This is a genomic window from Anaeromicrobium sp. (assembly GCF_025210435.1).
Classification (GTDB): Bacteria; Bacillota; Clostridia; order Peptostreptococcales; family Thermotaleaceae; genus Anaeromicrobium.
This window is the reverse complement of sequence record NZ_JAOART010000105.1, coordinates 15,031-29,189: the sequence shown is the minus strand read 5'-3', so window position 1 is coordinate 29,189 and position 14,159 is coordinate 15,031. Positions and strand designations below refer to the sequence as shown.

The window sequence follows — 14,159 nt, the reverse complement described above, 5'->3', positions numbered from 1 at the left end:
AAGATGATGAAAATCATAAAGAAAAATGAAGGATTGACCTTAATAGAAATTGTGGTTAGTCTAGCTATATTAGGCATTATCGTAACTCCATTGGCAACCTTATTTGTATCGGGTGTTAAAAATAACGTAAATGCAGAGGACAGGCTCATTGCAAATCAATTGGCTCAAAAATATATGGAAGAATCAATGAATAATATTAGTAACATTATAGATGAACCAACGAAAACATATGAAGAAAAGCCTTTTAAAATAATAAGAACTATTTCTGAGTACAAAGATGAAAATGATAAATCCTATAAAAATAATGTTGGAAGTATAAAGGATGATTCTGAGTTTGATAGAATTATTAAGGCATCTCAGCATATGGATGGTCACACTATAACTATTGAAAATAAAACAAAGTCAACAAATATAAAAATAGAATGTGATGAACCTATGGAAAAAACTTTTAAAGTTTCTAACAAATCAAAAAAAAGAGTAAATATATATAAAGTTTATTCTGAATCAAAAAACAATAAGGTTAGTATAGATGTTACAGATGGAGAAGTATATATTTATTCCAATATTTATGATGGTAGTGAAAGTATAGAGCTAAACCAAAATAGGGTTTGTAAGATCAAAATAACTGTAACAAAGGGAAGTAACAGTAATGCTTTAGCTGAGTTAGTAACCTTTGAAACGATTAAATAAGGAGTGCCTTATATGATTATAAAGATTTTAAAATCGAAAAGAGGGTCAACCCTTCTTCTAGTAATGGTAGTTCTATCTATACTTAGTATGTTAGGGACTGCCATGATATCACTAAGTGTTGTGAATTTTAGGAGGCAAATAGTAGACAAAAATGTAAAAACATCCTTTTACTTAGCAGAGGCCGGACTTGAAGAGGCCTATGCAGTTATAGGTAAAGATGTAGAAAAGGCTATTGAAGCAGGTAATACAGAGGTAAAAAATAAATTAGAAAATTTTATAAAAGAGGAAAGAAAAAAGGAAGAAAGTGATCCAAAGGCAGAAGCTAGTATCTTTATTAATGGAACTGATGGTTACGAGGAAGTTAATAAGGAAAAAATAAAACCTGTAATTGAAGAATGGTTTAGACTAGGATTTGCAAAATATATAAATGGGAGTTTAGAAGGTAAATTAGATAAGGCAAATAAAAATTATCATAATTATGGTACGGTAGATAAAGATATAGATAATAAACAACTTAGAGTTAATAAAGACGGAAATGTTGAAAAATATAATATTCAAAATGATCCAATTACTGTAAATTCAATTACTGGAGAACCATCCTCTGCTATTAAAATGGAAAAAATACATGGAAAAGAAACAGTAAAGCCTTATGAAATAACTTTAAAATCTACTTTTACTCATAAAAATATCGTAAAAGAAATAAAAGGCACATTTACAATAGAAATACCTCCATACAATGCTCCTTACTATGTTAAAAATGTGAAAGCAAAATTAAATGAAAATATATTATGGAAAAATGCTATTACTACAGAATCAAATTTATATGTGACAGGTACAGGGGATGTTACTATTGATGGAAATATATATGCATATGGAACAAAGCCAGAAGACAAGAAAAAATCTAGAGAGTTTGGTGGCATAGTTGTAGGAAAAGGAAAAGATGGACAGAAAGAAGAGGGACATTTAACAATTAATGGAAATGTGGCTACTAGTAGTTATATTCATACAAATTATGATAACTCCTCTATTGAAATAAATAATGGAGATGTATATTGTAATAGTTTAGTTGCCCAAGAAGGTACAAAGGATACCAATATATCCATAAAAAACGGTTCATTAAATACGGAAGATGATATAGAATTAAATGGAGAAAATGCTAGAATATCCATAAATGGCAGTTATTATGGCTTTTCAGATGGAAGTCATAGTAAGAAACATAATGAAAGTAGTAGTATAGTTATAAATAGTCCTGATATTGGAAAAGGCTCCTCACTAACAATTGATGGAGATAAGGGCGAAACCAGTTTATATGAAAAGGGTATATACATTGGAGGTACTGTTTATATTAATAATTTAAAGGATTCAGAGGGAAATTCTTTTGATTATCAAACAGGAGAAAGTCTTTCTATAAAGGGAAATTATAGAGCATATGGAGAATATTTAAAAGATGATGGTTCAGTTACATATTCAAATGATCCTACTTCTGGTGAACGAGACATAAAATTTAAACCTGATAATATTGAACTTGAAAATTATGAACCCTTAGTATTGATTAGAAGTAATCAGTTAGATTCAATAGAGAAGAGTAAATATTTTAGTTATTATAATGAGGATTATAAAGGTGATTTAAATCTTGGAGGAAGTAGTGGAATTACCCTTGTAAATGTGAAGCATAATACAGGAGCTATCATAAGTGGAGGAAATATAAGTGAGGGCAAGGAATTAGGGGGAAATTCAAAGGTGCTGATTAGAAAATATAATGATTATAGATATAGTATAAATAAAATGTCAGATCCTATATTTCCATATAAACTAGGCCAAGAAGAGGTATCCGAAGAATTGAAATCAGAATTGGAAGAAATAGTATCTATTACTGATAGATTTAACTTTAGCGAAAACTTTAGAAACATTATAAGAGATAAGGATGGTAATATTAAAGAGGTAGTTTTGGTGAATAATCTTTCTAATGAACATATAGCCATTAAAGGCCCTGGTGGAAATGATCCTGGAGTAGGGACAGATAATTGTATACACGTTAATGATGGTAATTTAAAGGGGATTATAGTTACAAAAGGAGATGTATATATAACAGGAAAATTAAACTATACAGGAACTATCGTAGCAAAAGGAAATATTTATATACAAGATAATAATCCTAAGACCATAACAAATACCATAACAGACCCTCCAACAACAGAAAAATACATATGGCAAACAGTATATACACTAGATGGAACGACGGATAAAAGTGGAGTTAAAAAGCATAACTTAAAGGATAAATTTAAAAATAATGGGAAGTCAATAAATTTCCTTTTCCAATCAGAGGCAGGAGTAGATGATACAAAGTCTTACCTGAAATATGAAGATATTATAAATGTACATTGGGAGCAAGTAAAATGATTTTTATAAATAGTCCCCATAACTAGGAGCGTGTTTTTAAAAGATGAAATATAAGAAGCACAACAATAAGGGATTTACATTAATAGAATTACTAATTGTAATAGGAATTATGGGTGTTATAATAACTGCTATTTTTTCATTTTTCATCTCCAATTTAAAGACATTCAATAGGGCAGATGATCATATTCAAGCACAAAATAATGCGCAAGCTGCCATGAACATAATTATTGGAGATATTATTGGTGGACAAGGGTTAGTACGTAATGAAAATAATAGAGTAGTTCTTAAAATAAGCGATGCTAAATCGATTACATATGACTATGATAAGGATGATCAAAGCATAAGTCGTAGGGATACATCAGAAGTTATTGCTAGAAATATCACAGACTTTCATGTTTCAGGTAATGGGAATGGTGTTACTATTACTATAACAAGTGAAATAAATGATGCTAAGGTTTCATTGAAAAACAATATTTACTTTAGAAATGGAAATTAAAAGATCAGGTATATTTAAAAAGGAGGGATAGGATGAAACGATTAATAAGTTGGATTATGATTTTTATGATCATGATTTCATTAATGCCTAATGTGGCAATGGCTAATGGTAGGCTGGCGGTGGATGAAGAGTATTTTGTACAAGAAGACTCAGCTAGCAAATTCATATCTGCCTATTCAAATGGTCAACTATGGGAAATGACTCCAGATGGTAAATCTAAATTTGTGGTAAATACAGGTTCCACATGGCATGATATTGAAAATTATGAGGGGATTTTGTATGGTGTAACCTATAGTGGAAGGTTATACGAGAACATTGATAATAGAAATAGAAGGGAAATAAAAAACTTACATGCTACTGTAAACTCCCTTGTGGAAAGGGATAATAAGTTCTATTATGTAAACAATGCTAATAGAAAATTAATGGCCTATGATTATAAAACAGGGCAAATAGAAACGGTAATAAATAATCTAGGATATCAATCAGCTGGAGATTTGATTTTTCATAATGGAGAACTTTATTTAGCTAGTAAGTGGAATGGACTAGTTAAAATTGATCTAACAAATAAAAAAACCACGAGAATAATGAATTTGCCAGCAAATACTTATGGCATGTCAAGTTTAAATGGTGAAATATATGCTTTACATGGAAATCAAGCAAACCAATTAGATTTAAAAAGAAAGATTACTAAAAAAATATATAATATTACGAATAATGGAGCCATATATGGTACTGGAAAAGGTATGGTAGTTATTTCAGGAAATGTTTTATCTAATGATGGTTCAGGAAAAACTGGATTAATAGATATAAGGAATATATCCTTTGGTAGTAAGGATTATTTAAGGGTAAGCTCCAAGTATGGTACATTAGTTATACATAAAAATGGAAAATTTGATTATTATTTGAAAAATGATTTAAAAGAAATTCAAGACTTGGACGAAGGGCAAACTATACAAGATATTTTTAATTATACTACTAATTTTGGTTCAGGAAATAATGATAGAGCTAACTTGATCATAACTATTGTAGGTAGTTCAGATAAGGATAGAAGTAAGGTTCTACATTTAGATACCTTTGATATTGATGGAAATGGACTTGATTCAGAAAAACCTAGTAATAACACAATAACTCAGTGGAATGATAGTGCAGGCCACAATAATAGTGCTTCTAATGGATATGGTTTTGTATATAACAATAAGTTAATAAATGGTCATCCAGGAATAGACATGTCCACAAGAAGTGTAGGGTATAGTATTTCTACACACCAAGAATTAAATGATAAATTTGAAGAAGAAAAATCCTTTGCATTCGTATTTAAAACGGGAAATAATCTATCAGGTACACAGGTTATTTACGAACAAGGTGGAAGCGGTAGAGGATACAACTTAGTAATAAATAATTCTAGTTTGTATGCCATGGTCTATAATAATGGAGAATGGTCTCATGGACACAAGTATAAAAGAATTAATATGGGACAGTTAGACCCTAATACCCTATATAAGGCTTATATGGTCCATGACTCTAAATCTAATAAATTTACTGCTTATTTGAATAAAGATGAGGGCAATCCAACAAAGATGGGTGAACTAAATAACGTAGATCCACAACATGACCATGGAGATCCTATAGGGGTTGGATATGTAAATGGGTCCACCATATCTCCTGTGGATTATTCAATAATAGACTCAAATAGCCCGTTTCATGGAGCATTTGGAGAAATCATCTCATGGAATTATGCATTGAGTCAAAGTGAAATAAATGGACTAAATACGAGGTTAAATGTTAAATGGAAGGGTATAGACTCATTACCTCCAAATAAACCAACTATAAACACAACTAGTACAGATACTAGTGTAACATTTACCTTAACAGATAATGGAGATCAACAGAATTCAGATTTTGTTTCAGGTATAGACAAGTTACAATATAAAATTGGTAATGGCACTTGGAATGATTATACATCGGGAGATGTTATCACAGCATTAGATAATCAAGGAAAAACAACAATCTATTCAAAGGCAATAGATAAGGCAGGAAATGAAAGTGAAGAAGCAAGTGTAGATGTAGAAATTATTAGTGAGCGAAAAATTACAGTTAAGGTGACGGACGGAAGAGGACAAGTTGACCAATTTGTAACAAGCACTAATGATAAGAGGGAAGATAAGATATTAAACCCTCCTAAGGAACTAAGGGGGAATAGTCACGTAGATATTACTAGTGAAATCGAGGAAGCACATACTCTGAAATATCAGATATTAACCCAGTTTCCAAATACTATGCCAACTAATGGATGGAAATCTGTAGTGGCAAATGGAAAAAATGTAGAAGATGATATCATATTAGATAAGAGAGGAAGCCTTACCCATAGAGGATATATAGTCCATCATTTACCCAATTATGGTAACAGGGATAGTTGGAGTAATGAAAATCTAGTATATAAATATCCTATGGGAATGATAGATTATAAGGATATGGGTGTATCTTCTAGTGTGTCAGCCTATGGAAGTTGGAAGAGTATAGCTCCTTATAGACTAGATAATGGTACTACAGTTAATAGGATATGGGATACAAATACGGCATTTTTAAGCAAAATGGGTATAGGTGGAGATTATAAGGAAGCATCGAAATTTTGGGGATATATAAAGGTGCCTACAGATGGAACTTACTACTTTGGTATTCGTTCTGATGATGGTAATAGGGGCTATATTACAGTAAATGGTGAAACTAAAACTATTTCTAATAGTTTTCGCCCACAATATACCTACTTTACAACAACAAACCAAGCACTAGAGTTAAAGGCAAATACTTACTACCCAATCCATTTAGAATATTTCAATTGGGGTGGATATGCTGAATTTATAATGAAGTATAAGAAGAGTCCATTTAGAAGTAATGCCAATAGTGATAGTTCATATGGTGTACATGGAGTACCAAAGGATTGGTTCTATCCTTCTAAAAGTACAACACCAGGGCAATTTGCAAAGGGAAAATTCACTGGTAAAGCAGGTATAGATATACCCAAGGAAGCAGGAAGTTATTATATAGCAGTAAAAGCAGAAGATAGTAATCAGGATTCAATAAAAGAAATCATATATGGGCCTTTTGAAGTGAAAAACTATGACTCATTGAATTTAGAAAAGACAATAAAAGAGATTAACGATTCAGATTATGAAATAACATATAAGATAAACCCAACCCAAAATCCATTAATACAAAATGGTACCATAACAAATATAAGATTTAATGATGAGTTCCCACAAGGGGTAACAATAATTAGTCATGAAAATCTAAATAATTCTATAGTAACTAATAATTCAAGAACTATTAACGGAACCCTTAATAATATTACCTATAATGGGAATAATGCAAATCCAATAGAATTTAAAGTTACTATAAGATTATCTGAAGGCAAAGAATATACAATTAGTGAACGGCAAAAATCCATGTTAATGTATAGGGAGATAGATGATTATACAAATAACCAAAAAGAATTCCCAAGGCTTAAGGTTACTGGAATAGCTTCTGTTACTGAGGTAGCCATTACGGATAGTAAAGGTAATTCTCAAACTCAAATTATAAAAAACGGTAAGTTCATTGCTAAAGTGAAGTTAAAATTGAATAAAAATCTAAGTAAGTTAAAAATAGATTTATCTAGTACTCATATGGATAAGTTTAATATGGAGTCTATTAAATTAACGAAAGATGATATTAAATATACGGGCAACTGTACCATTGAGAACTCGGCAAGTAATAATTCTAAAACAATTACTTTCCCAGATAATTTACAAAAGGGAGAGTATATATGCTTCATAAAGGTATCTGTTAAGGATGACAATGGAGGAAATGGTACGAAATATAAAACAAAGATTGAAAATATTAAAGTTGATAATCAGGAATGGGAATCTGTAACTAAAGGATCAATAGAGTTAACCATTAATGTAGTTGATGAACCAGATATACTATAAACATAAAAAATATGGAGTACTTAAGTACTCCATATTTTTTTATGAACCTACAGAATTTGAAAAAGAATGTACGTCTGTTTATAATGTATTAAAGAAGACTATTGTTTAAAGGGTGGTATTTTATGAAACAGTTAATATTTCATGTGGATGTGAATTCGGCATTTTTGTCTTGGGAGGCCACTGAGAGGTTAAAAAATGGTGAGGAGAGGGATATAAGGAAGATTCCATCGGCTGTAGGGGGAGATCCTAAGAAGAGGCATGGGGTGGTTTTAGCTAAATCTTCTTTGGCTAAAAAATATGGAGTTAAGACGGGAGAAAGTCTTTTCAATGCCTTTAAGAAATGTCCCAATTTAATAGTAGTACCTCCAAATTTTAAAGTATATTATAAATACAGTAGGAATATGATAGAGATTTTAAAAGAATATGCTAATAATGTGGAAGTATATTCCATAGATGAATGCTTTTTGGATATGACCAATAATAAAAGTGGAAAGTCACCTGAGCATATGGCTGTGGAAATACAAAGGCATATCTATGAAAAACTGGGGTTTACTGTGAATATTGGCATATCAGATAAAAAGGTATTGGCAAAAATGGCCTCTGATTTCCAAAAGCCTAATAGGGTACATACCCTTTATACCCATGAAATTAAAGAAAAACTATGGCCCCTACCCATAAGAGATTTGTTTATGGTGGGAAGGGCCAGTGAAGGAAAGTTAAAATCCATAGGAGTATATACCATAGGCGATTTAGCCAATTATGATTTACCTACCCTAAAGATCATGTTTAAAAAACATGGTAAGGTCATATATAATTTTGCAAATGGAATAGATTATTCTAAGGTGGAAGCTAATGATTATGATGACGTGAAGGGCATAGGTAATTCTACCACATTGCCCTATGACATAGAGAGCAAAGAGGATGCCCATAAGGTATTACTATCCTTAACGGAAAATGTATGTATAAGGCTTAGGAAAAAGGAATATAAGTGCAGGTCAATCTGTGTAGAAATTAAAAATAATAATTTTAAAAGATATACCCATCAAAAGAAGTTATTTAATCAAACGGATTGTACAGATCTTGTATATGATGGGATAAAGAAGTTGTTCGATGAGTGTTGGAAAAGGGAACCCCTTAGATATTTAGGAGTGAGAGTTGGGGATTTAACTAAGGATAATTTAGTCCAGTGCTCTCTATTTGACGATGAACAAGTACATAAAAAGAGGGAATTAGATAAGGTATTAGATAATATAAGAAAGGACTTTGGTCAAGATATGGTTACAAGGGGAAGTTTATTAAAGAGTAAGCTGAAGGTAAAGGATAAACAATTATTGAGATGATTAAAAAATTTAGGATTTAGAAATAAAATTTCTAAACCTAAACTTTTTTTAACAAACTTCACGCTCCACATCTAAATCGAAATTAAACTTATCATGAAGGTGACAAAGGCCATTTTCTCCACATTTTTCATCTATAATGCAGGAAATTTTAATTTCTGAAGTACTAATCATTTGAATATTAATACCCAGTTCATATAAAGTCTCAAAGAAAGTGGAAGCCACTTCTGCACTTCCTGATATGCCCGTACCTACCACAGATAATTTGCATACATTACTATCTGTAAATACTTTACTAGCACCAACTTCATTGGCTATTTCTTCACAGATAACTAGTGCCTTTTTTAAATCATCCTTTTTTACTGTAAAGGAAATATCATTTACTAAATCCCTATTTATATTTTGAATGATCATATCAACGGGAATATGATTTTTAGATAGCTCAGAGAATAATTTGAATGCAACTCCTGGTCGGTCTGGCACTTCTAGTACGGATAATTTTGCTATATTCTTATCTAATGATACACCCCTAACTTGAACCTTTTCCATTTTACTTACCTCCACAATTTCTGTTCCCTTAGAATCATTAAAACTTGATTTTACTACTAAAGGGATTTTATATTTTCTAGCAATTTCCACAGAACGACAATGGAGTACTTTAGCTCCAAGACTTGCCAATTCTAACATTTCATCATAGGAAATTTGATCTAATAATCGAGCATTTTTAACTATTCTAGGGTCTGTTGTATAAACTCCATCCACATCTGTGTAGATTTCACACTTTTCTGCCTTAAGGGCCGCAGCTACAGCCACAGCAGTAGTATCTGAACCACCCCTACCTAATGTGGTAATATCATTGTTTTTATTAATACCTTGAAAACCAGCTACTATTACTATTTTATCCTCACTTAATTCATTTTCTATTCTCTTTGTATCTATATTAGTTATTCTTGCCTTCTTATGGTTAGAATCAGTAAGGATTCCACTTTGGCCCCCAGTTAAGGAGATTACCCTTTCTCCTAGACTTTCTATGGCCATGGCAAGTAGGGAGATGGAAATTTGCTCCCCAGTGGATAAAAGCATATCTAATTCTCTCTCGGGAGGATTTTCATTTATTTGTCTAGCCTTATTTAAAAGATCATCAGTAGTCTTGGCCATGGCAGATACGGTTACTACTACTTTCTTACCTGATGCCTTTAATTTCACTACCTTTTTAGCAATTTTTTTTATTCTATCTATGGAACCTACAGATGTTCCACCATATTTTTGAACTATTATATTATTCATAAACCTTACTCCTTAAGTCTTAAATTCCAATGCATAGGGCATTAGTGTTTAGATCATCTTCTAATCTAACTATGGAGAAATCTTCACCTATAGTTTTTAGTTGGGAACTTATTATTTCCATAGATTTTGCACTTGTATTATCTGTAATTAATACTAGGTTATTTTTCATGGACATGATTGTAAACTTTTGAATGTGATTTTTATCAAGGAGGCCAAGTACTCTAGATATATTTTTAGTATTTACCCTTAAATAATATTTACAGTTAAATAAATCTAAATCAGCTTCCTTTATATGACCATTTTGTATGAAATGATCCGTTTTATATTGACCGCTTATAATATCGTATATATCACAAACTACTGCATTTGCTGTAGGTTTTTTACCTGCTCCTTGACCGTAGAACTGAAGTTGACCTATAGTATCTCCCACAATGGATACAATATTAAAGGCACCCTTCACTGTGGCCATAGTGGAGTTTTTGTTAACTAATAGGGGTTCTACCGATGCAGAAACCTTGTTACCAGAACATAAAGCTGAACCTACAAGCTTAACAGAAGCTCCTAATTTCTTAAACATGGAAATGTCTAATGTGTTTATATTTCTAATACCACTACATTTTATACTATCCACATCTATTTGATTATTAAAGGCGATGGACGCTAGGATTGCCAGCTTTCTTTTCACATCAAAGCCTTCCACATCATCTGTAGGATCTGCTTCTGCATAACCTAGTTCTTGAGCTAACTTTAGAGCTTCGTCAAAACCAAGGCCATCATCAATCATTTTAGTTAGAATAAAATTAGTAGTACCATTTAATATTCCCTTGATTTCGCTTATGTTATTGATTCTCACATTTTGTTTAAGGGGTTTTATGATAGGTATTCCACCTGCCACACTTGCTTCAAATAAAAACCCTTTATCGTATTTATTAGATAAAAATAAAAATTCATCCATGTGTTTTGCAACTACGGCCTTATTGGCAGTTACCACATGTTTGTTGTTTTTAAAAGCCTCACAAATATAGTCATGGGCCCTATCTATTCCACCCATTACTTCAACCACTATATGAATATCATCATCATGAAGTATGTCATAAGGGTTGGTTGTTAAAGTACCCTTTGGAAGTTTTACTTGTCTTTTTTTATTTATATCATTAACTAATATTTTTTTTATGGAAATATCTTTTCCTAATAGTTTTTTAAAATTATTATTTTCGCTATTTAATATTTCATATACTCCAGACCCAACAGTTCCAAGGCCTAGAAGACCAACATTTATCATATAACCCCACCCTTTCGATGTTCGCGAATAAAAAACACTTGTATTTCTATAAAAAACATTATAACATATATATTAGAATAATCAATAGAGAAAGTTGAAAAAAATTTTAAAGAATGACAAGAGGTGGTTAGTGTGAAATATGTAAGTACTAGAGATGGGTCCGTTGAAGTGAGTTCGTCTTATGGGATTATAAAGGGAATATCAGAGGAAGGTGGATTATTTATTCCAAAAGTTCTTCCTAATAATATAGATGTGGAAAGTTTAGTAGGAAAGACCTATAAGGAGATAGCTTTAGACGTATTAAGTAAGTTTTTGAGTGATTTTTCTATAGATGATTTAAAAGAATGTGTGGATAGGGCCTATGATAATAAATTTCACGTTCACGATTTAGTTAGCCTTAAAAAGGCAAATAATAGTTTTTTCTTAGAATTATTCCATGGACCTACTATAGCTTTTAAGGATATGGCCCTTTGTATGTTGCCACAGCTTATGAATGTGGCAAGGAAAAATATAGGATTTAATAGGGATGTGGTCATTTTAACGGCAACATCAGGGGATACGGGTAAAGCTGCATTAGAAGGATTTGCTAATGTGGATAACACTAAAATAATAGTATTTTATCCTAAAAATGGAGTAAGTAAAATACAAGAATCACAAATGATTACTCAAGAGGGTGAAAATACTTACGTAGTAGGAATTGATGGAAACTTTGATGATGCTCAATCTAATGTTAAGGAAATGTTTACGAGTAAAGAGATGAAGGATCATTTAAATAGTTTAGGTTATGAATTTTCTTCTGCCAACTCTATTAACATAGGAAGGTTAATACCACAGGTAGTATATTATGTTTATTCCTATGTGAAATTATTGGAAAAGAAAGAAATAGATATGGGGGAAGAGATAAATGTGGTAGTACCTACAGGAAACTTTGGGAATATATTAGCAGCCTATTATGCTAAACATATGGGAATTAAAATAGATAAATTAATTTGTGCTTCTAATGAAAACAATGTATTGGCAGACTTTTTAAAGGTTGGCATATATGATAAAAGGCGTGAATTTATAAAGACCATATCTCCTTCCATGGATATATTAATCTCAAGTAATCTAGAGAGATTATTATATGAAATTGTAGATAGGGATCCTAGTAAAGTTAGAAAGTATATGAATGATTTAAAGAAAAAGGGAGTATATGAACTTAATGAAAATGAGAAAAATAAACTCCAAAGTTTTTATGGAGCTTGGGTAAGTGAAGAAGAAACATTAGATACAGTTAAGAAGGTATATGAAAGGTTTAATTATGTGATAGATACTCACACGGCTGTAGGCTACAGGGCCTATGAAAAGTATTTAAAGGACACGGATGATAATAAAAAGACTATCATAGCTTCTACTGCTAGCCCCTTTAAATTTACTAAGAGTGTAATGGCAGGTCTAGGAGAAGTTGTGGAAGGAAAGGATGATTTTCAGTTACTTAAGGAGTTATCAGAGAAGTATGGTATGGATATACCAAAAGCTGTCAAAGGGCTGGATAAAAGAAAAATATTACATGATAGACTTTGTCATAAGGATCATATGAAGGATATGGTTAAAGAAATACTTGCATAGGGGGATGAGGACATGATTAGAGTACAAGTACCTGCAACTACTGCAAATGTAGGTCCAGGTTTTGATGCACTAGGAATAGCACTAGATTTATATAATGTATTTTACATGGAAGAAATAGATTCTGGCCTTATTATAGAAGGGGTAGATGAAGAATTTAAAAATGAAGATAATTTAATATACCAATCTATGGTAACTACCTTTGAAGAAATAGGTTATAGACCAAAGGGAATAAGAATAAAAGTTGAAAGTAATATTCCCGTATCAAGGGGTCTTGGAAGTAGTGCCACATGTATAGTTGGGGGAATTATGGGAGCAAATGCCCTAGGAGGAAGTATACTGGATAAGTATGGCATATTGAAAATAGCCACAGAAATTGAGGGACATCCAGATAATGTGGCTCCATGTATATTTGGTGGTATGGTCACTAGCATATATGACAAGGGTGAGATACACTATAGTAAAATACCTGTGAAAAATGATTATAGCTTTTGTCCCCTAATACCAAACTTTAAACTATCCACTAGTGAAGCCAGGGGAGTTTTACCTGAGGTAGTAGATTATAAAAAGGCCGTATTTAATGTGGGAAGGGTAGCCCTTTTAATAGGTAGTCTAGTAAACGGGGAAGATGAACTTCTAGGCCTTGCATGTGATGATGTACTCCATCAGCCTTATAGGGGGGGGCTTATAAGGGATTATGATAATATAGTAAATGCCGTAAAGGAAGCTGGCGTTAAAGGGGTTTTCCTAAGTGGAGCAGGCCCTACTATTATGACTATAGTTAGGGAGAATCATGATTATATTAAAAGAATGAATGATTATTTAAGTATGTTAGAAGATAATTGGATTATTAAGGATTTGAAAATAGATAATGGGGGAGCCTTTGTGGAAGAATGTAGATAGTATATATAATTCCTATTGACAAAAAAATATATAAGAGTATAATAAAAGAAAAAAGTCATCTTTAATCTAGTACGAGATACTAGAAAGGTTTTATATGAAAATTAAGAGCTTACGAGATAAGCTTAATTTAGTATACCTATACAGCCTTTCTATTATGGAAAGGCTTTTTTAATATAAACCTTTAATTTAGGTCC

9 protein-coding genes are annotated in these 14,159 nt (G+C 31.8%); 7 read left to right on the top strand and 2 right to left on the bottom strand.

The genetic code is table 11. From position 1 onward, the window contains the following. The first annotated feature begins 3 nt into the window (after window positions 1-3). The 5 genes from N4A57_RS13035 to N4A57_RS13015 all read left to right on the top strand — a co-directional run bounded on the left by N4A57_RS13035 (window position 4) and on the right by N4A57_RS13015 (window position 8,891). Window positions 4-690 carry a type IV pilus modification PilV family protein gene (locus tag N4A57_RS13035; RefSeq protein ID WP_293658432.1) on the top strand — a complete coding sequence of 229 codons (687 nt, stop codon included), beginning with the start codon at window positions 4-6 and terminating at the stop codon, window positions 688-690. A gap of 12 nt (window positions 691-702) precedes the next feature. Further along, entirely contained in the window at window positions 703-3,090 is a 2,388-nt protein-coding gene (locus N4A57_RS13030; RefSeq protein WP_293658431.1) for a pilus assembly PilX family protein, read from the top strand. A gap of 43 nt (window positions 3,091-3,133) precedes the next feature. Continuing rightward, a complete protein-coding gene (locus N4A57_RS13025; RefSeq protein WP_293658430.1) occupies window positions 3,134-3,586 on the top strand; it encodes a PilW family protein in 453 nt (150 codons plus the stop codon). 32 nt (window positions 3,587-3,618) lie between these two features. Continuing rightward, window positions 3,619-7,551 carry an OmpL47-type beta-barrel domain-containing protein gene (locus N4A57_RS13020; protein ID WP_293658429.1) on the top strand — a complete coding sequence of 1,311 codons (3,933 nt, stop codon included), beginning with the start codon at window positions 3,619-3,621 and terminating at the stop codon, window positions 7,549-7,551. Between the two features lie 122 nt (window positions 7,552-7,673). Beyond that, the gene (locus N4A57_RS13015; protein WP_293658428.1) at window positions 7,674-8,891 is read left to right on the top strand and encodes a Y-family DNA polymerase; all 1,218 of its coding nucleotides are present in this window, start codon (window positions 7,674-7,676) and stop codon (window positions 8,889-8,891) included. Between the two features lie 48 nt (window positions 8,892-8,939). On the opposite strand, the gene N4A57_RS13010 is transcribed toward N4A57_RS13015, so the two are convergent. Both N4A57_RS13010 and N4A57_RS13005 read right to left on the bottom strand, forming a co-directional pair. Continuing rightward, window positions 8,940-10,175, bottom strand: a complete 1,236-nt coding sequence (locus N4A57_RS13010; RefSeq protein WP_293658427.1) for an aspartate kinase — start codon at window positions 10,173-10,175, stop codon at window positions 8,940-8,942. Window positions 10,176-10,194: 19 nt separating this feature from the next. After that, window positions 10,195-11,457, bottom strand: coding sequence for a homoserine dehydrogenase (locus tag N4A57_RS13005; protein WP_293658426.1), 1,263 nt, complete (start codon window positions 11,455-11,457; stop codon window positions 10,195-10,197). Between the two features lie 132 nt (window positions 11,458-11,589). Between N4A57_RS13005 and thrC the strand changes: the two genes are divergently transcribed. Then, complete coding sequence (gene thrC / locus N4A57_RS13000) at window positions 11,590-13,065, top strand: threonine synthase (protein ID WP_330671516.1); 1,476 nt, start codon at window positions 11,590-11,592, stop codon at window positions 13,063-13,065. A 12-nt stretch (window positions 13,066-13,077) separates the two neighbouring features. Then, complete coding sequence (gene thrB / locus N4A57_RS12995) at window positions 13,078-13,965, top strand: homoserine kinase (protein ID WP_293658424.1); 888 nt, start codon at window positions 13,078-13,080, stop codon at window positions 13,963-13,965. Window positions 13,966-14,159 lie beyond the last annotated feature (194 nt).